Source organism: Clostridiales bacterium (assembly GCA_017961515.1).
GTDB lineage: Bacteria > Bacillota > Clostridia > Acetivibrionales > RGIG10202 > RGIG10202.
In genome coordinates this window covers 1-26,694 of record JAGCXC010000089.1, presented here as the reverse complement: position 1 = coordinate 26,694, position 26,694 = coordinate 1, and the positions used below count along the sequence as shown (strand labels likewise).

Genomic DNA, 26,694 nt, shown 5'->3' with positions numbered 1-26,694 from the left:
CGGATGGATGAGGTACATTATTTTCATTATTAGGATCATATGTTGGGTTAGCTATTGTACATATTCCCAATGTTCCAGGTGTATATGGTGAAGTTGCGTATGCCTCAATCCTAAAAAAGGCGTAAAAAAAAGTACCCATCAACATTGGTACAATTATTGCTTTAAATTTATTTTTTACACTACATGCTGTGCGCCGTTCTGCCCCCCCGAACACTGTCGCTCTGTTGCGGCTCTTCCCTCTTTTTTGCTTATCATTTTATATCCTCTCCTTCCATTCATTATAAACTTTATATCGATTACATCATTTTTTCCATTAGCTTAAAATATCGCATAATTCGACAAATCACCCCCAACACAATAAAAATTCATCACATAAAAAGAGGAATGTCTATTCGGCATTCCTCTTTTTATCTTATCTTTTTCTATCTCTACTCCTCAACTATATGTCGAGCATTCTGTAATGCTTTCTCATTCACTTTGATATTATATATCGAAATCTTTGCCCATTCATCTAGCATAACAGCATATTTTTCATCCAAAACTCTTTCTTTTATCTCTTCCTTAAGCTCATCAAATGTAGGTTTCACCATTACGTGGAATCCATAATCAGACTTAACCACACCAATATCTCCAGGCTTACTATTAAACGCCCATGCCTCAAACTCTGGCACAAATTGTCCTTTTCTAAATGTATATTGTCCTTTTGTATCTCTCGATGGTATATCCGCAGTATTATCTCTTACTAACTGAGCAAAATCCTCTCCATTCTTTACTCTATCCATCAATTCATTGGCAAGGTTCTTTGCCTCATTAACTTGATCATCCGGCAACTGTTGTTGCTTATTATCTATAGTTGACAATAAAATATGCCTTACTGTAACTATATCTTGATTTTCATAATTTTTATTATAAAACTCCTCTATCTCTTGGTCTGTTATCTCAAGTTTTGCTCTCTCAAAATCCGCATATTTTTTCACCAAGCTCATTTCTTCTCTAATTTTTTTATACTCTGAAATAGATACTCCGTAAATATTACGTATCCTCTCTGATGCTTCTCCACCAAGCTTTTGTATCGTCTCATCTACTTCTTTTTGATTCTTTGCTTTTTCTTCTTTTGTAAGTTCTATATTATTCGCTTTCGCTTTGATTAACTGAATCTTAATTTTTTTGGCTTCGTCTAATGCAATATTTTCTGCCATTTCCTTTACTTTTTTGCCCTCCACTACTGAACTCCAAAAACTATCTCTTTCTGCCTTTGTCGCTGTTGGTGCTAGCATTGACTGTTCTAATGTACTTCTAACTGTCTTTAATATAAATACAAACTCATTTGTTCTTATTGGATTACTTGCAACTGTACCTACTGCTTCTCTTGTCTTGTATGCGTATGCCACACCAAATACAAGCCCTACTAGCAATGCCACTGCCAACGCAAACGCTAAAATTTTCAATACTATTCCTTTTTTTGACTCCATAAATTGATCACCCTCTTTTGTTTTTTACACTTCTCTATCCACAATAACTGTACAAAACATTGGTACACACTATCTACTAAAAAATCTTTTCTAATTCCTTTTTTACAAACAAAGTATATACTACATTATAATATAAATTTAATCATATTTGTACATTATTGATATTTTGTAACAAACTCTTAATATTTACCACCAGCGAATTCTCATCAACATCTGTCACTTTATATGTTAAGTACGGTTCCTTCCCTGCTGCAAGTAATAGCTTCCTTGGATATTGTACTATAACTCTCCCTATGTTTGCAACATCTATTTTGCATTCATCAAATTTTAACATCACAACATCCTTATTCTGTCGTACCAGGTTAATTCCCGCATTCACCGCTTCATTCTTAAGTAGCGCAATTTGTATTAAATTATCCACCTCTTTGGGCACACTACCAAATCTGTCTATTAATTCATCATACACATCATCTGCGTCATCCTTTGTCCTTATCGCAGCTATTCTTTTGTACATCGCTATTTTTTGCGACATATCAACTATATATTTATTATCGATATATGAATCTACATTTAAATCTATCACTATTTCTCTATCAGCATCATCCACAATACCTCCCTGTTGTTCCCTTATTGCATTTTCGAGAAGTCTTGTGTACATCTCATACCCCACTGATTCGATATGCCCGTGCTGCCTCGCTCCTATTAAATCCCCAGCTCCTCGTATCTGCATATCTCTCATTGCAATTTTAAAACCTGATCCAAATTCAGTAAACTCCCGTATTGCTTTTAGCCTATTCTCTGACACCTCACTTAAAACTTTATTTTTACTATACGTTATATACGCATAACCTAATTTATTTGATCTGCCCACTCTTCCTCTTATTTGGTATAACTGCGACAAGCCCATCTTGTCAGCATCTTCAACTATAAGCGTGTTTACGTTTGGCATATCAACCCCAGACTCGATAATTGTAGTACACACCAGTACGTCGTATTCACCATCCAAAAAATCTATAACTGTATTCTCCAAATCCAACTTATTCATCCTACCATGAATAGCTGCTACTCTGGCCTCTGGTATCATATTTTTTATTTTGGCAAGTTTAGTCTCAATTCCTTGTATATTATTGTAAAGATAAAAAATTTGACCACCTCTTGATATCTCCTTTAAAATAGCACTCTTTATTAAGTCCTCATCATATTCTAACACATATGTCTGCACTGGATACCTTTCTTTCGGCGCTTCATCCAAAACACTAATATCCTTTATCCCCGACAACGACATATGCAACGTCCTCGGTATTGGTGTCGCTGAAAGGCTCAACACATCTATGTTACTATAATCTGCCTTAATCCTTTCTTTATCTTTTACTCCAAACCTCTGTTCCTCATCGACAACAAGTAAACCCAGATTTTTAAACCGCACATCTTTTTGCAAAATCCTGTGTGTACCAATCAAAATATCTATCTCACCGCTAGCAACTCTCTTTAATATATCTTTTTGCTGCTTTACACTTTTGCATCTATTGATCACCTCAACTTCAACAGGAAAACTTTTCATCCTCTCAATAAAATTTGTATACTGTTGCCTTGCCAATACTGTAGTTGGAACTAAATAAGCTACTTGTTTCCCATCCATACATGCCTTAAACATAGCCCGTAATGCTACCTCTGTCTTGCCAAAGCCAACATCTCCACAAAGCAATCTCTCCATCGGACGCGGTAACTCCATATCTTTTTTTACTTCCTCAATACTTCTTAGTTGCGCATCTGTTTCTTGATATGGGAACATATCCTCAAACTGTTTTTGCCACACTGTGTCTTTAGAAAAACGAAATCCTTTTATTTTTTCGCGTTTTGCATACAATGCTATTAAATCTTTCGCTATATCTTGTACTGACTCCTTAACTCTTTTTTTTAGAGACGTCCAATCTTTTCCATTTAATTTGCTTAATTTAGGACTCTTTATATCCTGTCCAATATACTTTTGTATCAAATCCAACTGATTGATAGGTACATACAAAAAATTATTATCTTGATATTCTATCTTGATATAGTCTTTACGTATTTTATCAACTACTAGCTGATCGACACCAATGTATTTACCTATCCCATGTGCCCGATGCACAACTATATCTCCTATCTTAAGATCTGTAAACACGCTTATCACTTTTGTATCTTTTCTAAACATCTTTGTTCTATTCTTCTTTTTATAAGCACCAAATATTTCTGCATCACTAATAACAGTCAACTTTATTGATGGGTATTCGAATCCGGCATTTAATGCTCCTCTAGTTACAACAATTTGACCTTTTTTTACTTTGTAATCAAAGTCATCTTTGTAAATTGCCTCTATATCATATGTATCAAGTATCTCCAAAAGATGTTTTGCCTTTTCTTCCCCTCTGGACATCACAAGAATTCGGTGTCTACTAGATTTAAGCTTTTTTAAATCATCTATAAACATTTCAATATGTCCATTATAGGACGAAATTTGTTTTGCCGGCATCTGAAACGATATACTTCCTTCTTGTGGTACATCAAACAGACTAAGATACACAACATCCATTTTTTTAATATAACTTTCAATTTCATAATATCCAAATATAATATTATAACTTGACTTAGTGATAATACCTTTTTCAAAAAATGTATTAACTAATTCTGCGTGATATCTCTTAGTTGTCTCGCTTTGCTCTTTTAATTTGTTAATATCGTCAACAAACAAAATAACAGAGGCATCAAAATAATCAAATATTGATGCCGTCGCAATATCTGCCCAAAATTTATCTTGAATAGAATACAAATAATCATCCTTTGCCCTGGCAACACACTCTTTAGCGCCTTCACTTTCCGCCATTCTTGCAATAATTTCTTCTTTTTCATCTTCTTTATAAAAAAGATCTCTTGCTGGCAAAATTTTAAAGTTATCTATACTCTCTATCGAACGCTGACTATCTTTATCAAAAAGCCTTATTGAATCTATATTATCTCCAAACAACTCCATCCTAATAGGAGCATCATACCCTACTGGAAATATGTCTATAATATATCCACGCACAGAAAACTGCCCTGGTCCTTCTATTAAATCGCTCTTTTCATACCCAATGCTTACTAAGTCTTCCATCAATCTTTGCAAATTAATTTCATCTTGTAGAGATATTTCAATTACAGCATCCAACAATTTCTTTTTATGTATGACTTTCTGATTTATAGCATCAACACTTGTTACTAAAATTTTGAAGTCTCCCAGTGCAATTTTCTCCAATGCCTTAATTCTCTTATGTATATCTTCACTACTTCTCGCCATTAAATCATACAATACAACTTCTCTAGATTCAAACCGCACAACACCTTCATCTAAAAAAAACTCCAAATCTTTGTACATATGCAAAGCTTCTACTTCATTAGATGCAATATACACTATCTTCTGTGACACGGCGCTAGTCAGCGAATAAATCATGTGAGACTTTTGTGAACCAAAAACCCCAGATATGCTAATAGGAAATTTCCTGTCCTCGATAGTCTTTAATATACTTTTATACTCTTTTAACTCATTTAACAATTCTTTATACATACTACATACACCTTTTTGCGAATTATTTTGTCTCAAACTGTGACACAAACAATCGATCGGATACATTTACTTTCCATTTTCCCTTACATCTTTTAAGTATCACTAATTCAAAAACTTTTCCATCTTATGTTCCCTTTTACATTTCGATAAATTAATTAAACCAATATCCTGAATACGTTTAATATCCCTTTTAAATCTAAAACAACCTCTATCTTTTAATCCTAAATTTGTAGGATTCTCTCTACTCACCTTTAGCTTTCGAATTTTAGACCTTCCCGACTTTAAGCTAAGTCTACTCTTTAAGCCTGAAACAACCTCTGTAAGAATAGCATTGTTATTACTTTTAGATATTTTAACCATATCTTCTAATGATATTATATCATGATCATACAAGCCCACTATTACCTCTTCATCTTTAGCCTCCATCAAATAATTTTTTACCAACTTTGCAATATTTTCTCCATCTTTATAATCATCTATACCATCGTTTAATAATTTCATAATCAATGAACTACTTTTTGTCTGCAACGCCTTCTCTAATATATTTATTCCCAAAAATTCTTTATCTATCCTTGCCCCATTACCAATCATTAAATTCACAAGATCATAATCTTCACTTTCATTCATCACGTACACAATTGGTATAAACGTTTCTCCTTGCTCGGTTATTATTTTAAAATTCACATTCGCACCATACTTTAATAAATTTACAACTGCCTGTTTATTTTTTTTCATAAGCAAATAACTTAATGCTGTACAAGGCTTATATGGAAAATCAAATCCTTCTCCCTCAAGCTTTAAATCTACATATGCACCTTCCTTTATGTATCTAAGCGCTAAATCTATATTAGGTCCTGGATCTTTGATAGCTCTCTCTAAACATCTTTCAAATTTGGAATCTATATTCTCTCTCGTAGCATACCCCTCCAAATTTTTCTTAAATTTTTTCATCCCTTCAGATCCAAGTGTGTTCAAATAATCGTCTATCACAAGTTCGTAATTCTGTATCGCCAAAGGTAAACCCATAGTCTGCCTTTCTACATCCCATATTGGCAACATATTATATGTGCGAAAATCTTTTGTCTCAATCGCACATGCCATTTCACACATGTCCTCCGACGCTTTTTTTAATATATTTAAATCAAACTCTTCATCTACTGCCATTTCTAATTTATCATTTGTACTAAGCCACATTCCATTCAATTCCCTTAGCTTACACATGTACTCCTCTACGTACTTCCTGTCAAGTTCGTGTATCTCACTAACTCTTTTAATTGTTTTTTCTACTTCTTTCTTGAAAGCTTCACGTATTATACCAATTTTACTTTTTATGTACAATCTTTCAAAAACTGTTTGCTCGTACTCAGGTTTTCCTATACGCTCCTCTCTTCCTTCTGCCAACCTTCTCATTTCCTCTACAATTAACTCTTTTGTGTACACAGTCTTCTCTTTTTTGCATAAATTCTCTTGCATATCCTTGTCCTCCTTTAAGCTTAAATATTATACCTCTGGCCTATTGAATGATACTTCTATTTAGTTTTCTCATGTTACAATTATTCTTTTCTAGATAATCATTCATGTGTGAAATTTCTATATTCCTCTTTATTTTTAATGTTGTAGTCTTAACTAATTCTTTCTTTGTCAGAACAAAATACCTGATTATCTTGTACTGTGGTAAATCCTTATTTATTTCTTTTATCCTCATTTCCACTAAATCAAGAAGACCTTTTTCGTCTTGATTTTCGTCTATCACAATCTTTGCACATATCTGCACGGCACCTTCTTTTGATTTATCGCCCCACACAAAAGATTCTTTTACTCCCTTTATCTTATTTAACATTTCCTCATACTCCTCTGGAAATGCTTTTTTGCCATTTGTAAATACTATCATCGATTTCTCTCTACCTGTTATTTTTAGCAATCCATCCTCATCTATTATAGCAATATCTCCTGTTTTAAACCACCCATCATGTGTAAATATATTCTCATTATCTGAATTATCATAATACCCTAGCATAACATTCTCACCTTTTACTAGTAGCTCTCCCATCCCATTTTCATCTGGATTATCTATAGCTACCTCTATATTATATCCTGGAGGACCTACTGTTCCTATTTTTAAATTATCTTCTGTATTCACCGCTACCAACGGCGATGTCTCTGTTAAACCATATCCCTGGAAAAATACTATACCAAGTGATGAAAAAAATTTTATTATTTTTTTATCAATTGGCGCTGCTGCACTAACCATTAATCTAATATTAGGAGCTATATTATCAATCACTGCTTTAAGCATTTTTTTTCTTACATCTATTCCACACGAACACAATATATTACTCAATTTCATCATTACATTAACAAGTTTTTCTTTCCCTGACTTTTTAATCCCCTCAATAATTTTTTCATACATCACCTCATATATCGCTGGAACAGCTAACAATATTGTAACATCAAACTCTTTAAGATTACTTGCAATATGCCTTATCCCTTCACAATATGCTATACACGCTCCCTCATGAAACATAAATAAAAAACCTATTGTATTCTCGAACGTATGATGTATCGGTAATAATGATAAATGTACATCCTTTGTGTTAAATCTTATAACGCCTGTTAAAGATTCTATGTTAGATGCTAAATTTCTATGTGACAGCATAACTCCTTTTGACTTTTTAGTTGTACCAGATGTAAAAAGCAACACCGACATCTTTTGGGTATCTATAATAACATCAATATAACTTCTATCCCCATCACTCAAAAGTTTTTTTCCTTCTTCCACCAAAGAGTCAAAACTTAAAAAATGATCTTTTGTTAAATCTTTTTCATCAAGACTTATATAGTAATCTATAATATCCATTTTTGACGCTATGTTTTCCATTATCTCTTGATAATCTTTGCTGTAAAATATAGCTTTAACTCCACTCCTATTAATCAAGTTCTCTATTTCCACTTGTGGCAAACTCTTATCTAATGGGACCACCACTCCAACTCCATTTAAAACAGCCATATAGGACACACTCCATTTATAACTATTGCCCCCTATAATCGCCACTTTTTCATCCTTAAGTCCCATATTAATTAACTTAGTACCTAGGGCGTTTACATCTTGTTCAAAATCCGAAAACGTCTTTTTTACCAGTCTTCCTTCTTTTTTATACTTAAAAGCCACATGCTCACTGTACTTTTCTACAGTATCTTTCATCATTTCCTTTATGTCTCTTATTTTAACTGGCTTATTCCTTCCTGTTCCTCTCGCTATCCTTCTTCCTTCTTTTTTATAAATTTCTACGTTCTTAAGACTACTTCTCATTATCATCTATCTCCTTAAAAAATTTCTATATAACATACAGCTGTATACAAAAATAGTGCATAATAGCTCCCCCTAGCACAAACAAATGCCATATTGAATGCATATACCTTACTTTCTTCATCTTATAAAAAATTACTCCTACTGTATATAAGGCTCCACCTACTATTAAAAAAATTATTCCTCCTTTGGTAATTGTTTTTAGCAATTGATAAAATGTAAGTAAAGAACACCACCCCATTATGATGTACGAAAGCACTGACACCTTTTTAAATCTTTCTATATCAATAGCATTCAATACAATTCCAATTAATGAAATTCCCCAGACTATCCCAAATACGGTCCAACCAATTTTCCCTCTCAACGTAACTAATGCAACTGGTGTATATGTTCCAGCTATCAACAAAAAAATAGACGTGTGATCAAATACTCTAAATACTCTCTTGGCTCTATCATTTGTAAGTGCATGATATAAAGTAGACATCGTAAACATCATTATCAGAGTCGCACCATATACAGATGCACTAACCACTCTCATCGCTCCGCCTTTCATTGCCGCCGTTACTATCAGTATAACACACGCAGCAATCGCTAACAATGATCCTACGCCATGAGTTACTGAGTTTACAATTTCTTCACCTACAGAATAAAATTTAAGTTTATTATCACTCGTCACAACAACCATCCCTTCTTTTAGCAAACTGACTACATAGAATATTATCATATTTTTCTCAGAATGCCAATACCTTATTTATCTATTTATGGCAAAAATTTTTATCCAATATCTAAAATGCCGCCACAGATTACTGTGACGGCAAACCATTTCTAGCTTTTTCTTAATTGGTCTTTTACCTATCCCTTTCCTTTCCTTTTTTATCAATTTTCTCAATCCGAAATTTCTCTTTTTCATCAGAAAAATATCCCTCATCTTCTATTTTTTCATCAGTCCAACCTTGATTTATTTCTTTCTCCACTCCTGTTGCATCAACTTTTCTTTCTTCAGCAAATATACCCAAATTGCCCATTTCCTTGTTCTCTTCTTTTACTTTTTCATCAATCCAACCTTGATTTATTTGTTCTTCCAATCCTGTTGTATCAAGTTTTTTTCCTATTCTTCCCCAGTCCAATCCATATATTTTCCCTGTTCCTTCATTTGCAAAATAATTTTCTGTTATATCTTTCGGTAAATTTCTTGCTTCCTTACTTCTGTCTCCTAATAAAACCATTAATCTTTCATCTCTTCCAACGTAATTTATAGCCTTCTTCCCGTATTTATCCTCTAGTTCCACATTCGCATTTTTTTCTAATAAATACTCTACCATATCATAATCTAATTTTTGAGCTGCTTTTATAAGCGCTGTTTCTCCTTTATTATTTGCTTTGTCTATATCAGCACCAACTGAAATTAAAAGATCTAAAATTCTCTCATTTGATTCATTTCTATATTTACAATATTGTTCTACTGCATACATAAAAGCTGTATTACCTTTTCTATCCACGTCATCTAGTAATTCATATCTTTTTCTTAATAACTTTTCAATTTTACTTTCATCACAATTTCTAATCGCTCTCATAAGTGGCGATCTCTTATTTATAATATCACTCATAGATCTAAAAAGTTTTCTTAAAAAATTAAAAAAATGATTCCCCCTATTTGATCTTTCTGACATATCAATCTCCTCCTATCTTTAGCTTAATTATATCTGAATATTCTGAACTCTACGGAAAATTGATCTCTAGGACAAAAAATATTAAGTATATTCTTGAAATGAATCTGACTTTCCCAGGTGGTAAAGAATTCTTTACCACCTTATACGTCTTTCAAATTATTATCTTCCACAACATTGCTTATATTTTTTACCACTTCCGCACGGGCACATATCATTTCTACCAACTTTATTTGTCTTTACAACTGGTTTCCTAGTAACTTCTTCCTCCTCTCCATGGACAGCAATTACCGGTTTGGCTACTTGCTCTCTTTTAATTTGTTCCGGCTTTTGAATTTTTGAATGCATCACTATTTTTATCGACTCTTCCTGTATGGACTTTACCATTTCTTCAAACATCTCAAAGCCTTCAAATTTGTACTCTATAACTGGGTCCCTCTGCGCATATCCTCTAAGATATATTCCTTGACGCAACTGATCCATTGCATCTATGTGATCCATCCACTTTTCATCAACTGTTCTTAACAAAACAACTCGCTCAAACTCTCTCATAAGCTCTGGAGTAATTTCTTCCTCTTTTTGCTCATATTTCTTAATCGCAATTTCAACCAAATAGTCCTTTAAGCTTTCTTTAGTAAATTTAACCTGCTCCTCTGGATCAATTTTAAACTCACCTTGATTCAAAAAGATCCCTTCAAAATTTAATATAATACCTCTCCAATCCCATAACTCCGCATGTGTCTCTTCTGAACAGTACGCATTAACAATATTATCTACAATAGATTCTATCAATTTTAAATAATATTCCCTTAAATTCTCTCCATTTAACACTTGTCTTCTCTGTTTATATATAACTTCCCTCTGTGTATTCATTACATCATCAAACTGCAATACATTTTTTCTTATGCTAAAGTTTTTACCTTCCACTCTCTTTTGCGCATTCTCTATAGCCCTAGACAACCATTTATGTTCTATAACCTGATCCTCATCAAATCCCATAGCCTCAATCATTTTTACTACTCTTTCTGGGCAAAATAATCTCATCAGATCATCTTCGAATGATATATAAAATCTGGAACTACCAACATCTCCCTGTCTTCCTGCACGACCTCTTAACTGGTTATCTATACGCCTTGATTCATGACGTTCTGTTCCAATTATTTTTAATCCACCAGCTTTTATTACTTCCTCTCGTTCTTTATTGGTTTCTTCCCTAAATTTTGTATATAATTTTTTATACTGTTCTCTAGCTTCCAATATTTCTTCATCATCTGTTTCATTATAACTTGTAGACTGCACTATCAAATAATCACTATATCCTTTTTTTCTAAGTTCTTGCTTAGCCATATACTCTGGATTTCCACCAAGAACTATATCTGTTCCACGTCCAGCCATATTGGTAGCTATAGTTACTGCACCTAATTTCCCTGCTTGCGCTATTATCTCTGCTTCTTTTTCGTGATATTTTGCATTCAATACCTTATGCTTTATACCATGCTTTTTCAAGAAGTCACTCAATAACTCTGAGTTTTCTATTGATACAGTTCCAACTAACACAGGTTGACCAATTTTATTTGACTCCATTATGTCATTTACTATAGCATTAAACTTACCTCTTTGATTATTGTATACCATATCATCCAAATCTTTTCTAGCAACCGGAATATTGGTTGGTATACACACAACATCCAATTTATATATAGTTTGAAACTCACTCTCTTCTGTTTGTGCTGTTCCTGTCATACCTGATAATTTATGATACATTCTAAAATAATTTTGGAATGTTATTGTAGCAAGGGTCTTACTCTCTCTTTCTATTTTTACTCCTTCTTTTGCCTCAATCGCCTGATGTAATCCATCACTATACCTTCTACCATACATTATACGACCTGTAAACTCATCAACAATTAAAACCTCTCCATCTTTTACTACATAATCTCTTTCATTTTTCATAAGACCATAAGCTCTTATCGCCTGATTTATATGATGAGAAATTGTCAAATTCTCCGGATCAGATAAATTTTCTATATGAAAAAACTCCTCTGCCTTTTTTACTCCAATTGGTGTTAACGTAGCTGTATTAGCCTTTTCATCGACTATATAATCTTCCTTAACCTCGTCATCAAATTTTTTGTCATCAGTCTCTTTATAAACCTTCGCTCTCAATTCCGATACAAAAGTATTTGTCAATGCATAAAGTCCTGTAGACTTCTCACCCATTCCTGATATTATAAGAGGAGTCCTCGCTTCATCAATTAATATACTATCAACCTCATCGACAATTGCGTAATTCAATTCCCTCTGAACCATATCCTCCTTATATATAACCATGTTATCTCTAAGATAATCAAATCCCAATTCATTATTTGTTCCATACGTAATATCACAATCATATGCTTCTTTTCTTTGTTGATTATCTAAATCATGTACAATAAGACCTACACTAAGCCCAAGGTAATTATAAACTTTACCCATCCACTCACTATCACGCTTAGCCAAATAATCATTGACTGTCACAACGTGAACACCTTTTTTTGTAAGTGCATTTAAATACACTGGCAGTGTCGCAACCAATGTTTTACCCTCTCCCGTCTTCATCTCAGCAATTCGTCCTTGGTGTAAAACTATACCTCCTATTAACTGAACCCTAAAATGCCTTAAACCTAGAACTCTCTTAGATGCCTCTCTTACTACAGCAAAAGCCTCTGGCAACAAATCATCCAGGCTCTCTCCATTTTCTACTCTATCCTGAAATTCCTTTGTTTTACCCCTCAATTCCTTATCAGACAATTTCTCCATTTCTGGTTCTAACGATTCTATTTTATCTACTGTGCCTTTTAATCTCCTTACTTCTCTGTCACTGTAGCTTCCTATTACTTTCTCAATTAATTTTATCATATACAAAACCCCGCTAAGTATTATTTTAATTTATCAACTGTTTTCCAATTCTCTCACTATACTCCATGCCTAAAATAAACTTCTCAATAGACATTTTACACAATTTTTTCAAAAATATCAAGCTCGAATAAAAAAAAGACCCCTCTTACAGAGCCTTTGGTTTACGGTAAATTTATGGTGCGGGTGAAGGGACTTGAACCCCCACGTCGAAGACACTAGATCCTAAGTCTAGCGCGTCTGCCAATTTCGCCACACCCGCTTGCATTTCCTGACTACATGCTATAGTCTATCACCTAAAATGAACTTTGTCAATACATTTTTTATTTTTTAATTAGGTAACTTATTGTTGTCTTTTTCCAGAAATATTTTTTTAAAAAAAGTATTGACTTTTAAAGAAAAGTATTGTATGATGTCAATTGTGTTCGACACGACTGGTAGAAAGGTTTACGGTGGGTATAGCTCAGTTGGTTAGAGCGCCAGATTGTGGCTCTGGAGGTCGTGGGTTCGACTCCCACTATTCACCCCAGTACGATGGGATATAGCCAAGTGGTAAGGCACCAGACTTTGACTCTGGCATTTCGTTGGTTCGAGTCCAGCTATCCCAGCCATGGGGGCCATTAGCTCAGGTGGCAGAGCACTTGACTTTTAATCAAGGTGTCCCGCGTTCGAGTCGCGGATGGCTCACCATATTATTGAAACTCATTTGGAGGTCTCAATTATTGGGATCTCCTCCTTCTATATCTGTAAGATGAGATGAGTCTAACAATACCAAGTGGTATACTGTGCGTTGTTGGCATATAATGTTAACATTTGTAAATTGCTACTTAAGTTACTAACTACATTGCACGAAAGATCATATATATAATATTGAAAGGAGTCTTACATCTATGGACATATTTTTAAACCTTGACATCAAAAAACTTATATTCCTATTTTTGAAAATACTTTTTGTGTCACTAATAATGGTGTTTGTTGTTCGCATAAGTATTTATTTTGTTCCCTTTATCGTAGCTTTTATAATTTCATTAATAATTGACCCTATTGTAAATTTTTTTAATAAAAAACTTAAATTTAACAGAAAAATTGCATCTTTTGTATGTTTAATTGCTGTGTTTTTTTTATTAGGTTGGGTACTATTTTTAGGGGTATCTAAAATAATATTAGAACTTTCGAATTTATCCCATAATATACCTATGTACTCCGAAATAATAACAAAGAACATCGAGAAATTCACATCATACGCTTCTGACTTTTATTTCTCTTTACCTGAAAAAATCACTCTATCCGTTGAAAAATCTTTTTTAGAAATATCAAATAGCTTATCTATCTATCTTGATGTGATTGTAAAAACAATTGTAAATACTGCTATATCTTTACCTAACGCGTTTATTTTCTTTTTAGTTACAATTGTTTCAACATACTTTTTCGTAAGCGACAAAGAATTAATATTTGCTAGCGTTCGAAATACTTTACCAAAAAAGCTAGTAAAATTCATCCATATTATAAAAACAGAATCATTTTCCGCCACTAATGCATACATAAGATCTCAATTAATAATAGCATCCATTACCACTATCCAAGTAATTATAGGTTTTTCTATATTGCGTATGAAAAATATATTAACTCTTAGTATATTATTTTTCATATTAGATTTACTTCCATTGATTGGAGTTGGTGGAGTCCTAATCCCTTGGGGAATATACGAATTCATTTTTGATTCACCATACCAAGGTAGCGGTTTACTTCTCCTTTATATGTCTATTTTAATCATAAGGAATTTAACTGAACCAAAAATTCTAAGCACACAAATAGGTTTTCATCCGCTTATTGTTTTAATGAGTATGTATGTTGGATTCAAGTTAATTGGTGTTATGGGACTTATTTTAGGTCCTCTTACAATAATGTTTTCTCGGAATATTTTTGTTGAACTGTTTAAATCGTGTTCTTCAAAAAATTTCAAAGAACTCCTTATTAAAAATTTATGTACAGATACCTTTTTCAAATCTTATCATTCCGAGGAAATACTTGACAATCACTAAATACTATAATACACTGAATTTGATTAAATAAATTTTTATCTAATTAGGAAGTGATGTCTGGTATGTATATAAAAAAGAAGAAATCTGCTATTATTATAGGCTCCGGTCGTTTTGGATCCAGCTTAGCTTCTATACTTTACGATGATAATTATGATGTCGTTATTGTAGATCGTGATCCGGGTGCATTTAGCAACTTGTCTGAGAAATTCTCTGGCTATCAAGTTAATCTTGATGCGTACGATATTATTTCTCTTGAGCGAGTAGGTTTAAAAAGAGTTCAAACTTTTGTTGCCTGTACCGGGAACGATAATTTTAATAGTATGTTATGCCAGATCGCTAGAAAAATTTACAATACAGAACATGTTTACATGCGTATGAACAATCCCGAAAACGAAGTTTTATTGGAAGGTCTAAACATCAATGTTATCTATCCATTTAAGTTATCGGTTACTGAATTTGAAAGACTACGACTAAAAGTTGAAGGAAGTGAAAATAAATGAACATCGTAATTGCTAGCGGAAAAACTAAAGCCGATTTCTTAATAGGTTCTTTTTTAAAAAAGAAACATACCCTTGTTGTAATAAATGAAGATATTAAATACTGTGAATACCTAGCGTCCAATCATGGTATACCTATTGTTCATGGTATCCCGTACAAACAAGATACATTAAACGGTGCAAATATACAAAACTTTGATGTTTTAATCGCTCTAAGTTACAACGATGCAGACAACTTAGCAATTTGTCAACTAGCAAAAAAGGTTTATAATATAGAAAAAACCGTTTGTGTTGTTTCTAATCCTAGTAACGTTGAATTTTTTAAAGCTTTGGGCGTAAACACTGTTATTAGTGCAACGTACCTTGTATCTAATATGATTGAACAAGCTTCTACTATAGAGAATCTCATTGCTACACTTGCGTTGGAAAATAACAAAATAATTCTTACTGAAATGATTGTTGATCCTTCCTATCCTGTATGTAATAAGAGATTGATTGACATAAAATTCCCTCATGGAATAATTGTAAGCTGTATCCTACGAAGTGATAATATGATCGTACCTAATGGATCCACTGTAGTTTTCCCGAACGATAAGCTACTTGTGATATCATCTCCATCGGATCAGCAAAAAGTTCTTGATATTATTTCTGGAGGTACAAATTGACATGACAAAAAAAGACACAGTATCAGGTTATAAATTAGTATTTGGTTATCTTGGAGCAATGCTTTTGGTTATTGGTGTAGTTTTACTTCTACCTCTACTTATTCTATTTACATACCCAGAAGAAATTTGTTATGCTTATTGTTTCGTAGTACCAAGCATTCCTTGCTTTGTAGTAGGATATATTTTGATGAAACTTATTCGAAATAAAGATACAGCACCCCTAAATCGAAATCACGATGCAATTATTGTAGTATTCTCGTGGTTATTGCTGATATTTCTTAGTGCTATTCCCTTTATTTTGACAAAGAATTTTACTTTTATTCAAGCAGTATTTGAGTCAACTAGCGCTTATACTACAACCGGTCTTAGTGTCATGAATTCAGATAGTTTACCACGTATATTTTTGCTATTTAGAAGCATAGGTCTTTTTATAGGTGGTGTTGGACTTATTCTCGTTGTATCAACCGTTTTATCGAGCTATTATGGCATGAGACTATATGGAACAGAGGGACACTCTGAGAAATTATTGCCCAACGTAATTAAAACATCTCGTCTTATACTTAGTGTGTATTCATTATATATACTTTTAGGTACTTTAGCCTTTATTTATTTTGGTATGGATTGGTTTGATGCTATAAATCATGCTATTGCTGCTTTGTCTACAGGTGGATTTTCGACTAAATCAGCTGGTATTAGTTATTTTAATAGTATTCCTATTGAGCTAGTCGCTATTTCCCTTATGCTTCTTGGCGGCACAGGTTTTTTAATTCACGTATTGATAACCAAACTAAACTTTAAAAAAGTGTTACTGCACTGTGAAACAAAATTTAATATCTTTTTATTTTTCACTGTTATACCATTTTTTTGTTTTTCCCTTTGCCAACACTTTAATTTTTCCATACTACATTCTTTGCGCATCACATTATTTAACGTAGTATCTGCCGTAACAACTACGGGATTTCAAACAATACCTAAATTCCCTTTGCTTCCACCAAGTTTATTTTTATGTCTAATTATTCTTATGTTGATTGGAGGAAATACTGGATCTACATCTGGGGGAATTAAACAGTATCGAATGATTATTATTTTAAAAGAGATGTGGTGGAATATACTCGACAAAACTTCTTTTAGACGAATTGTGCGCGTATACACAGTAAACAAGTATGGAGAGAATGAGGCAATTGATCAATATGAAAAACGAAAAGTCTCCAGTTTTATATTTTTATATTTATTTATTTTTCTTATCGCAACTTTTATTTTCACATGTTTTGGTCACTCTATCAGTAACTCAATGTTCGAAGTAGCCTCAGCATTAAGTGGTACTGGTATTTCTTCTGGTATAATAAGTAGCTCGTGTCCAACACCAATACTTTTAACCACTTGTGCATGCATGTTACTAGGACGTCTTGAAATATATGTCATCATACTATCATTTTTAAGAATATTTATGGATCTGCGTCATCGTAAACAATTATCCTAAAAAACATATGTTCTTTTAGATCAGCCTCACGATTAGAGTCATGAGTGTGCGGCTTTCTATTAAATCAAATTTTAGCACTTTATACCCCTATTTATAAGTTTTGTTATCGCTACTCTTGACGTTTGGTATAACTCCACCACCTTAAATTTTATCTTAATAGGAATATCATTAGTTTTATTTGTTTTTGTAATTATATCATATTGCTCAGTTGTTAGATCCTGCTTTAATTTTTGTTTAACATCGTCGGTTATCCTACCATGCGTTGCATCAACAAAACATAATGGCGGGAAAAGTACACACCACCAATTGTTCCCCTTCGCTTCTCCTATTAAAACTTTCAACGCTTGATAATATCCTGCAGGTAACACCACATCACCATATGCCTTGGTTGGAAAAGGAAACTCTCCTAGCTGTACCTTAACATTATAATTTATGCAATTTTCGTCCATATATTTTTTTATGAAATTTGATATGTTTCCAAGATTCTGACTTATTATACGTTGTGTATCATCAATGCTAACACTATCCCGTAATAAAACTTTCGTGTAATCCAATACTTTATCTCGTACTTTAAGCTTAAGTATCTGATCATTCGTTGAATTACTATTAGCCACAACATGTAATCGTATCATATTACTCGCAAGACCTGTGTTTATACTTTTCGAATAATTAGACACTCTCCCTATTATCAATGCTAAAATAACCCCAACAACTAAAATTATTTTTTTCACAAAAGTCTCCTCCTAATGTCTATTAATTAATTTAATTATTGACATACTAACCAAAATTTATACGCAAACTAAATTAAATTTTTGAATAAACACCTCTAACACAAAATTACACTACTTGCAAAAATTTTAATTTAGTATAATATAGTAATAGAAATCAAAATAATCGATACATAAAAAGGTGGTTTTTAAATGAATACGTTTATAAGAATATTAAACAAAATCTTTTATACATTATACAAAATATTCCGGTGTATCTACAAGCACTGGCCTAAACTGAGGAAAATAATAGTTGTTTTTATATTATTATGGGCAGCTATTTACAAATTTTCCACACCCGAAATAAAGTCTAAAATCAATATTAGCACAACAGAATCTATATTAACTTATGAAAAAAACGCCCTTTCTTTAAAAGAAAAAGGAGAACTAGCTAATGCACTTGCCTCATATAAAAATGCACTTGTACTAATCTTATCCCAAAAAGATTTATCTTACTTAAACATAAATTTAGATATTCAACACCGTATATATATTGATGCAGCAAAACTACTATTAGAATATTCACAAATAGAAGAATTATCTGATAAAGAAAAAGAAATCATACCTCTTCTTTCTGATGGATTAAACGAACTTTTAGAGAACTTCAGCGATGATCCAACATTAATCCAAACCATCGCCGACTTAAAACAAATAAATCCGACCTCTAATTAGAAACATAAATCTTTTATATTTAATTTCTCCTCACCTACCGCATTAAAAAAATAACTCCCAATTTACTTTTTTCTATCTATCTGGTTTTTCCGAATTCCCTTGCTGCAGCAATAAATCCTCTAAATAACTGATGTGCTCTGTTGGGTCTAGACTTAAATTCTGGATGAAATTGTGTTGCAATAAACCATGGATGATCTTTTACCTCTATAATCTCAACTAATCTATCATCTGGCGATACTCCCGACACAACAAGGCCATTATCTTTTAACATATCTCTAAACTCATTATTAAACTCATACCTATGTCTATGTCTCTCATATATTAATTCCTGTTGGTACATCTCATATACCCTTGAGTCTTTGCTAATTTTACATGGATACACGCCAAGTCTCATACTTCCTCCTACTTCATCCAAGTCTCTTTGTCCAGGCATTAAATCTATAACTAGATTTTTCGTATTGTTAGTAAATTCAGAACTGTTTGCATCTTTTAATCCACATACATCTCGTGCAAACTCTACTACTGCCATTTGCATTCCTAAACATATTCCAAAGAACGGTATCTTATTTTCTCTTGCATACTGTATTGCAAGTATCATTCCTTCTATTCCCCTATATCCAAATCCTCCTGGCACTATAATTCCGTCAACACCTTTTAATATCTCTGCCACATTATTTTTTTCTATACCTTCCGAATCTATCCACTCTATCTCAACTTCCGCATCATTCCAAATCCCGCCATGTTTTAATCCCTCAACAACACTTATATATGCATCGTGTAACTGAACATACTTACCTACAAGGGCTATCTTCACTTTATGTTTCAATCCCTTTTGCATATCAACCAACTTTTTCCATTCAGATAAATTAGGCTCCCTACAATCCAATTTTAGTTTATCTATTGTTATCTTTGCCAATCCTTCTTTTTCCAACATCAAAGGAATTTCGTATAAACTTCCCGCATCCAAATTTTGTATTACGCTATTACCGTCAATATTACAAAATAAACCTATCTTATCCTTTAGTTCTCTCGATAATTCATACTCTGTTCTACACACAATCACATCTGGCTGTATTCCTAACGCTCTTAATTCCTTTACACTATGTTGTGTAGGTTTAGTCTTAAGTTCTCCAGATTTAGCTAGATATGGCACCAATGTTACATGAATATACATAACATTGTCAGCTCCAACTTCTGCCTTTACCTGTCTTATTGCCTCCAAAAATGGCAAACTCTCTATATCTCCAACTGTGCCCCCTATTTCTGTTATGACTACCTCTGTTTTTTCCTTCCCTAACTTGTAAATTGTACTTTTTATCTCATTTGTAATGTTAGGCACTACCTGCACAGTATCTCCTAGATAGTTTCCTTTTCTCTCCTTTGTTATAACCGATAAATATATTTTACCTGTAGTAACATTACTATACTTTGTAAGATTTTCGTCTATAAATCTCTCATAATGACCTAAGTCCAAATCGGTCTCTGCTCCATCTTCCGTAACAAAAACCTCTCCATGCTGATAAGGGCTCATTGTTCCTGGATCGACGTTTATGTATGGATCAAATTTTTGTATCGTAACACTAACTCCTCTTGATTTCAAAAGTCTACCAAGAGAAGCCGCCGTTATTCCTTTCCCTAACCCTGATACAACTCCTCCTGTAACAAAAATATATTTAACTGACACTTTTATCACCTATTCTCCTTTACTTATTTTTTTAAAAACGCAAGCTACTCTCTTCCAATAAGAGAATAGCGATTTCATCTTTTATTGTACACTACATTTTTTCTGGCGCTGAAATTTTTAATAAATCCAAAACATTTTTTATTACTATCTTTACACTCTCTACTAGCACTAATCTTGCTTGTCTTACAGTATCTTCCTCATCTTTTATTCTACATGAGTTATAAAAACTGTGAAACAATCCTGCTACATCTAGCACATACCTTGTTAATCTACTTGGCTCCAATGTCTTTAAAGATATTTCAATTTCCTCAGGATATCTTGCCAATGCCCTGATCAATTCTATTTCTTCAACATTTTTAAGTTGCGATAAATCAACTTTATCTAAATCTACACGCACGATACCTTCTTCTTTACACACTCTAAGTATGCTGCATATCCTAGCATACGCATATTGAACATAATATACTGGATTATCATTAGACTTTTTGACTGCCAAATCTAAATCAAAATCCAAATGATTACCTGATGCTCTTGTGTTAAAGATAAATCTTGCTGCATCCTTTCCCACTTCATCCAACAAATCTATTAATGATATTGCTTTCCCTGTCCTTTTAGACATCCTAACTTTCTCACCATTCTGATACAAATGTACCAACTGAAACAACACTATATCTAATCTATCTGGATCTATACCAAGCGCCGCAATCCCTGCTTTCATCCTTGCAACATGTCCATGATGATCTGCACCCCATAAATTTATTACTCTATCAAAGCCTCTGTCAACAAATTTATTTTTGTGATATGCTATATCAGCTGCAAAATATGTAACAACGCCATTGTTCCTTACTAGCACGGCCTCTTTATCATCACCCAACATGGGTGACTTAAACCACTTTGCACCATCCTTGTCTACACAATAACCAGTATCATCCAACGTCTTAACCACTTTTTTTATCTCCCCGGAATCATGCAACGTTTTCTCAGAGAACCATACATCATATGTTATACCATATCTTGCCAAACCTTCTTTTATCATATTTATGTTACGTGGCAACGCATAATCAACAAGCGTTTTCCGTCTTTCTTTTTCCGATACATTAATTAAGCTATCGCCATACTCCTCTATATAGGCCTTTACGTGTTCTATTAAATCTTCTCCATGATACCCATCTTCAGGAAATGAAATTGCATCCTCTCCTTTGATCTGTTGGATATAGCGCGCTTCTAAAGATACCCCAAATTTTTCTATTTGATTTCCTGCATCATTTATGTAAAATTCTCGTACAACTTCATGACCTGTCGCCTCAAACACTCCAGCAATAAGATCTCCCAATGCACCACCTCTTGCGTTACCCATATGTAACGGTCCTGTTGGATTTGCACTAACGAATTCAACCATAATCTTTTTGCCATTACCAATGTTTGATTTACCGTAATTACAACCCTCTTTTTGTATAATACGCAACACATCATATAACCAATCCATTTTTAAGTAGAAATTGATAAAACCTGCACCCGCGCACTCCACACGATCCACATTAGATCCTTCAATCTCCATATTTCTAATAATTATATCTGCACAAACCCTAGGTGCCTTTCTTGCCTTCTTTGCCATCTTCATTGCAATATTAGTAGAAAAATCTCCATTTGTTTTCTCTTTTGGTATTTCTACAACAAATTCGTCATCACCCAACTCAAAATTTTCAAATTCCTCAGTTCTAATAGATTTTTCTAAAGCCTTCTTTATCAAACCCACTATCTCTTCTCTCAAGTTTTTTACATAATTAATCATTGCCCTTTGGCTACCTCCCTAATCTTTATATAAAAATCTGTTTCTCCTCTTTTATTATCATCTATAGCTATATTGTAATCAACTCTTATATCTCCTCCTCTGTCGTCCACGTCGATACTAACCGTCTTGGTTAATATATCAACTATGAACGTACCGTACATAGTATCATAATACGATGTATACTTTTTCCCTTCTTTAAACATAAACTGCGTATTCACAGTACCAAACCTAATCAACGTAACCAGTCCATCCTCACATACCTTCACCATAGTTGTAGTCCCTTCCATACCTGTTACTTTGCTTTCTTTGTATGTGATGTAGTAGCTATTACCCTTTTTGTAATACTTGCCCTCTGTTACAAGTTCCATTTGATTTGCCTCTTTATCATTTGGGGATGTCTGAATTCCTCTTACCGATATAATAACGTCCTTATTCATACTCAATCCCTCCCTATCTTAACAATATCGCAAATCTATTTCGTTATTTGTATTTCACCCTTTTTAAATCTATCCATTGCAAGTTCTAACAATCTATCTATTAATTGACCAATTGGCACTCCCGACTTTTCCCACATTTTCGGATACATACTTATGTCCGTAAAACCTGGCAATGTATTTATCTCATTTAACAATACTTTACCTGTTTTTCTATGTACAAAAAAATCTACTCTAGATAAGACTTCACAATTTAATGCAATAAATGCTTTTTTAGCATACGCTTGTATCTTACTTTTTGTCTCTTCATCAATATCTGCTGGTATAACTGTTTTGGAGTCTGGTGAATTATACTTAAAATCGTAATCATAAAAATCTCCACCTGTTATAGCCTCTCCCAATACAGCTACTTGTGGATCTTCATTACCCAATACCGCACTTTCTACTTCCCTTCCATCTACAAATTCCTCTATTAGAATTTTCCTATCATACTTACCAGCTTCAATAAATGCATTTATTAACTCCTCTTTATTATACGCCTTAGACACTCCAACTGATGACCCTGCATTGGCTGGCTTAATAAAGCAAGGATAACCTAATTCTTTCTCTATTTTCTTCACTATAAAATCTTTATCCTTACTTATATCATCCCTCATAGCACTTATGTATTTGCATGTAGGTATACCCGCTTTTTCAAACATTATCTTTGCAAAAACCTTATCCATACAAACTGCAGATGACAACACATTAGGCCCCACATAAGGTATTCCCGAAAGCTCTAAAACTCCCTGTAACTTTCCATCTTCACAATTATTCCCATGCACCATTGGAAATATCACGTCTATTGGACTTTCTTTTGTCTCTGCTCCTATGGAATAAAAAATATTTCTTATTGTATTACAATATTTCTGTTCTGCAATAAATTTATTTGTGCATTTTTTTGCTATATCTACCCATTCTCCAGTTGCTATTTTTTGTAAATCTCCGTCATATAACAGCCATTCTCCCTCTTTGGTTATTCCTATTGCTACCACATTCCACTTTGTTCTATCTATATTTCTTAATATAGATGTAGCCGACACCAAAGAAACCTCATGCTCTGTTGATTGACCTCCGAAAATTACAGCAACCTTTTTCTTAATATCCATTTCCCTTTACTCCTTTTTAATCAGTATGATTGCAATCACGCACAATCGATCACATTCATAACTTAAGTTCATAAAGGAATTGTAACACAAGTTAAATCAAAAAGCAATACACATTGATTTTATTAAGATTTTTCTGAATTGTTAAAGAATTGTTCATACCCCATACTTTTATTTTATCATTTTTTTTAACAATAGTCCATCATTTTCTACACCCTGATTATGTCAAATAATAAGAGATAATATTCAAAGTAAATGCACCCCCTAATATAAAAAATGTTGCATTTACTTTGACAATTAACTGGTTTTTTAAAATTAGATTAGTGCTATCGAAGAAATCTACCTGTTTACATAAGTAGTGCAAAAGAAATTCCTTAGGTTAACACCGAGAATTTTATGGAAAAATTTTGAAGTGTAGGTAGGGGGGATATCCTCGTATATTATTTTGCTTCCACTGTTACTATAATCTTACCTGTTGTCAAATTCTCATCACATATACATAATCCTACATATTCCCCTGAAGGTAGATCAAATTTATAAGTTCCTTTATCCGTAAATTTTTCATTAAATACAACATTCCTATTTTTATTAATTATCATTTTCATTAATTCATAGGGTTGTTCGTCAATAAGCTTTGAAGTATCTCCATTATCCATTTTATATGATTCTTTTTTAAATAATTTTATATTTATTGCACCTTTTTCCATATCAGATTTTACAAATAACCTCTCTCCTTCCTTTATAATTATAATACTGCTCCCTTCTCCAGAACCTTTCCAGGCATTTTGTGCTATAATTTCTATATGTCCATCTTTACTATCTACTAAATATGTACCCCTTTTTATGTATGAATTTAATCCCAATGCCCCTACAAACAATATAATTGCAATAGAAATAATTATTTTTTTCATTATTAATACCTCCATTCTTTAACACAATGTTTACACATTGACTCTTTACATTATAATCACATATAACTGATTTAGTCAAATAACAGTTGCCTTATTTGAATAATTTTTATACTTTTTTTTACATTTTAGGTTTGTTGATGGCAAGATTTTGAGATTTTTTACCTTATTTTTTAAAAAAATATATTTTTTTCTATTGACTCCTGGATTTTTATGGTATATAATACTCAATATAGTAAATGGCATCAGAGAATTACTAAGGAGGTAAATGTTATGACTAAGGAAATGTTTTTTATAGAAGAAGTTACTGTTAATGAAGCGGGTGTGTATGAAGATCAAAATTTCAGTCTAAAGTACCATCTTATAAATAATGGTGACAATACCTACGGAATTGAGATACTAAAGGTAGATAATACTACGACTCATTCCGAAAAATCAATTATAAATATCACAACTGTTAAGGAAAATGCATTAAATCTTATAAATAAATTAGCTAAAAATAAAGTCACGCCTTTAACATTGGGATATATAGGGGAAGATTTCTTCAATAATTGATGTAATTTTCTGATGCCATATTGCTATAAATTACGAAATACACCTTTTGCGACTACGGCAAATTATTTTGCTATAGTCGTTATCCTTTAGTATAATTTTTGTCTAACGTTTAGCGATTTATCCCCTTTTTTTATAGGTAAGGTGAATAAGAGATTAAAGTAATTAAATTAGATAAGAATGCACATTCTGTATTTTTGTTACATTATCGTGTTGCATTTGTTATAAAGTATATAAGAAAAGTATTTGCCTCTAAATACAATATAGTACGTAAAAAGTGGAATCATGATAAAGCTATACTGTTTAGGTTGCATCTCTAAACTTAAAACAAGTAAGTTCATAAATGCTCACAATAAATATAAAAAATGAGGGTATGAGAATAGTAAATGCCTTAACATAATAAGTAAAAACCGCATGGGTTTATAAGGTTATCTCGTGCTGTCTTAGCACATTAGTGCTATCAAAGAAACCTACCTGTTTGCATAAGTAGTACAAAAGTAATCCCTTAAGCTTCACACCGAGAATTTTATGGAAAAAATTTGAGGTGTAGATGGGAGAGGATATCACACGAGTGAATTAATCATATCTCACTTATAGAGACAAATTTATTCTTACAAATTTTTGTACCTTCCCCCTTACCAAGACAAAAAAATATTGCATACGATGTAACTTTTACAATAAATGAAAGGGGCAATGTTTACATGATAAAAGATAATTTTACTGCAACGAAAACAACGTCATGGGAAAGGCATATCGATGCCTAAAGGGCAACAATAAGGCATTAATTATATTAATACTACTCTTGCTTGGCTCTTTTTTGGGATTGAGGCATAGGCAACTTCATCATATACACCTGGAACATTGGGGATATGTACAATAGCTAATCCAACATATGATCTTAATAACAAAGATAATACCCCCTATCCATCCGAATAGAAAGAGGTACGTATAAAACTAACTATGCTAATTATGTCCCATTAATGATCTCAATAATTCTCGATACAACTGTACCTACAGTAAATAATATTTACAGAAATACCGCTAATACAACATTTAAATTTACTGCAATTGATGATATAAATTTAGGCCAAATTGTTACATCATCTGGAGATATAAAATTGCTATCTGGATCTAGTAT

20 protein-coding genes and 4 tRNA genes are annotated in these 26,694 nt (G+C 32.9%); 9 read left to right on the top strand and 15 right to left on the bottom strand.

The features are described from left to right. The 9 genes from J6Y29_06290 to J6Y29_06250 all read right to left on the bottom strand — a co-directional run. Window positions 1-214 (bottom strand): hypothetical protein (locus J6Y29_06290; GenBank protein ID MBP5427474.1); only part of this gene is annotated, 214 nt, incomplete at its 3' end. Between the two features lie 214 nt (window positions 215-428). After that, on the bottom strand, window positions 429-1,472 hold the full coding sequence (locus J6Y29_06285; protein MBP5427473.1) for a peptidylprolyl isomerase: 1,044 nt from the start codon (window positions 1,470-1,472) through the stop codon (window positions 429-431). Between the two features lie 142 nt (window positions 1,473-1,614). After that, on the bottom strand, window positions 1,615-5,049 hold the full coding sequence (mfd, locus tag J6Y29_06280; protein ID MBP5427472.1) for a transcription-repair coupling factor: 3,435 nt from the start codon (window positions 5,047-5,049) through the stop codon (window positions 1,615-1,617). A 102-nt stretch (window positions 5,050-5,151) separates the two neighbouring features. Further along, on the bottom strand, window positions 5,152-6,522 hold the full coding sequence (locus J6Y29_06275; protein MBP5427471.1) for a hypothetical protein: 1,371 nt from the start codon (window positions 6,520-6,522) through the stop codon (window positions 5,152-5,154). Window positions 6,523-6,562: 40 nt separating this feature from the next. Further along, a complete protein-coding gene (locus J6Y29_06270; GenBank protein MBP5427470.1) occupies window positions 6,563-8,359 on the bottom strand; it encodes an AMP-binding protein in 1,797 nt (598 codons plus the stop codon). 25 nt (window positions 8,360-8,384) lie between these two features. Continuing rightward, complete coding sequence (locus J6Y29_06265; protein ID MBP5427469.1) at window positions 8,385-9,041, bottom strand: hemolysin III family protein; 657 nt, start codon at window positions 9,039-9,041, stop codon at window positions 8,385-8,387. 163 nt (window positions 9,042-9,204) lie between these two features. Continuing rightward, on the bottom strand, window positions 9,205-10,026 hold the full coding sequence (locus J6Y29_06260) for an ankyrin repeat domain-containing protein (protein MBP5427468.1): 822 nt from the start codon (window positions 10,024-10,026) through the stop codon (window positions 9,205-9,207). A 159-nt stretch (window positions 10,027-10,185) separates the two neighbouring features. Continuing rightward, complete coding sequence (secA, locus tag J6Y29_06255) at window positions 10,186-12,921, bottom strand: preprotein translocase subunit SecA (GenBank protein MBP5427467.1); 2,736 nt, start codon at window positions 12,919-12,921, stop codon at window positions 10,186-10,188. Between the two features lie 175 nt (window positions 12,922-13,096). Next, a tRNA-Leu gene (locus J6Y29_06250) sits at window positions 13,097-13,180 on the bottom strand. A 190-nt stretch (window positions 13,181-13,370) separates the two neighbouring features. Between J6Y29_06250 and J6Y29_06245 the strand changes: the two genes are divergently transcribed. From J6Y29_06245 to J6Y29_06215, 7 genes are all read left to right on the top strand, one after another. After that, window positions 13,371-13,447: transfer RNA gene (locus J6Y29_06245), tRNA-His, on the top strand. A gap of 6 nt (window positions 13,448-13,453) precedes the next feature. Beyond that, window positions 13,454-13,529: transfer RNA gene (locus J6Y29_06240), tRNA-Gln, on the top strand. A gap of 3 nt (window positions 13,530-13,532) precedes the next feature. Then, window positions 13,533-13,608: transfer RNA gene (locus tag J6Y29_06235), tRNA-Lys, on the top strand. 200 nt (window positions 13,609-13,808) lie between these two features. Further along, entirely contained in the window at window positions 13,809-14,960 is a 1,152-nt protein-coding gene (gene ytvI / locus J6Y29_06230; GenBank protein ID MBP5427466.1) for a sporulation integral membrane protein YtvI, read from the top strand. Window positions 14,961-15,022: 62 nt separating this feature from the next. Continuing rightward, window positions 15,023-15,460 (top strand): TrkA family potassium uptake protein, encoded by a 438-nt coding sequence (locus J6Y29_06225; protein MBP5427465.1) that lies wholly within the window; start codon window positions 15,023-15,025, stop codon window positions 15,458-15,460. Continuing rightward, window positions 15,457-16,122, top strand: a complete 666-nt coding sequence (locus J6Y29_06220; protein MBP5427464.1) for a TrkA family potassium uptake protein — start codon at window positions 15,457-15,459, stop codon at window positions 16,120-16,122. The genes J6Y29_06225 and J6Y29_06220 overlap by 4 nt, the downstream gene beginning before the upstream one ends. A 1-nt stretch (window position 16,123) precedes the next feature. Continuing rightward, window positions 16,124-17,602 carry a TrkH family potassium uptake protein gene (locus tag J6Y29_06215; GenBank protein MBP5427463.1) on the top strand — a complete coding sequence of 493 codons (1,479 nt, stop codon included), beginning with the start codon at window positions 16,124-16,126 and terminating at the stop codon, window positions 17,600-17,602. 71 nt (window positions 17,603-17,673) lie between these two features. Here J6Y29_06215 and spoIIR read toward each other — a convergent pair whose 3' ends face one another. Then, window positions 17,674-18,333 carry a stage II sporulation protein R gene (gene spoIIR, locus J6Y29_06210; protein MBP5427462.1) on the bottom strand — a complete coding sequence of 220 codons (660 nt, stop codon included), beginning with the start codon at window positions 18,331-18,333 and terminating at the stop codon, window positions 17,674-17,676. A 189-nt stretch (window positions 18,334-18,522) separates the two neighbouring features. Between spoIIR and J6Y29_06205 the strand changes: the two genes are divergently transcribed. Beyond that, complete coding sequence (locus tag J6Y29_06205) at window positions 18,523-19,041, top strand: hypothetical protein (GenBank protein MBP5427461.1); 519 nt, start codon at window positions 18,523-18,525, stop codon at window positions 19,039-19,041. Between the two features lie 76 nt (window positions 19,042-19,117). Here the strand turns inward: J6Y29_06205 and J6Y29_06200 are convergent, their stop codons facing one another. The 5 genes from J6Y29_06200 to J6Y29_06180 form a co-directional block, all read right to left on the bottom strand. After that, complete coding sequence (locus J6Y29_06200; protein MBP5427460.1) at window positions 19,118-20,725, bottom strand: CTP synthase; 1,608 nt, start codon at window positions 20,723-20,725, stop codon at window positions 19,118-19,120. 91 nt (window positions 20,726-20,816) lie between these two features. Continuing rightward, window positions 20,817-22,517: an arginine--tRNA ligase gene (locus tag J6Y29_06195; protein MBP5427459.1), complete on the bottom strand. Its 1,701-nt coding sequence runs from the start codon at window positions 22,515-22,517 to the stop codon at window positions 20,817-20,819. Continuing rightward, a complete protein-coding gene (locus J6Y29_06190; protein ID MBP5427458.1) occupies window positions 22,514-22,954 on the bottom strand; it encodes a DUF1934 domain-containing protein in 441 nt (146 codons plus the stop codon). The genes J6Y29_06195 and J6Y29_06190 overlap by 4 nt, the downstream gene beginning before the upstream one ends. A gap of 35 nt (window positions 22,955-22,989) precedes the next feature. Continuing rightward, complete coding sequence (locus tag J6Y29_06185; GenBank protein MBP5427457.1) at window positions 22,990-24,099, bottom strand: D-alanine--D-alanine ligase; 1,110 nt, start codon at window positions 24,097-24,099, stop codon at window positions 22,990-22,992. A gap of 437 nt (window positions 24,100-24,536) precedes the next feature. After that, window positions 24,537-25,007 carry a hypothetical protein gene (locus tag J6Y29_06180; protein ID MBP5427456.1) on the bottom strand — a complete coding sequence of 157 codons (471 nt, stop codon included), beginning with the start codon at window positions 25,005-25,007 and terminating at the stop codon, window positions 24,537-24,539. A gap of 270 nt (window positions 25,008-25,277) precedes the next feature. Here J6Y29_06180 and J6Y29_06175 point away from each other — a divergent pair, with 270 nt between their 5' ends. Then, on the top strand, window positions 25,278-25,559 hold the full coding sequence (locus J6Y29_06175; GenBank protein ID MBP5427455.1) for a hypothetical protein: 282 nt from the start codon (window positions 25,278-25,280) through the stop codon (window positions 25,557-25,559). Window positions 25,560-26,694: the final 1,135 nt, after the last annotated feature.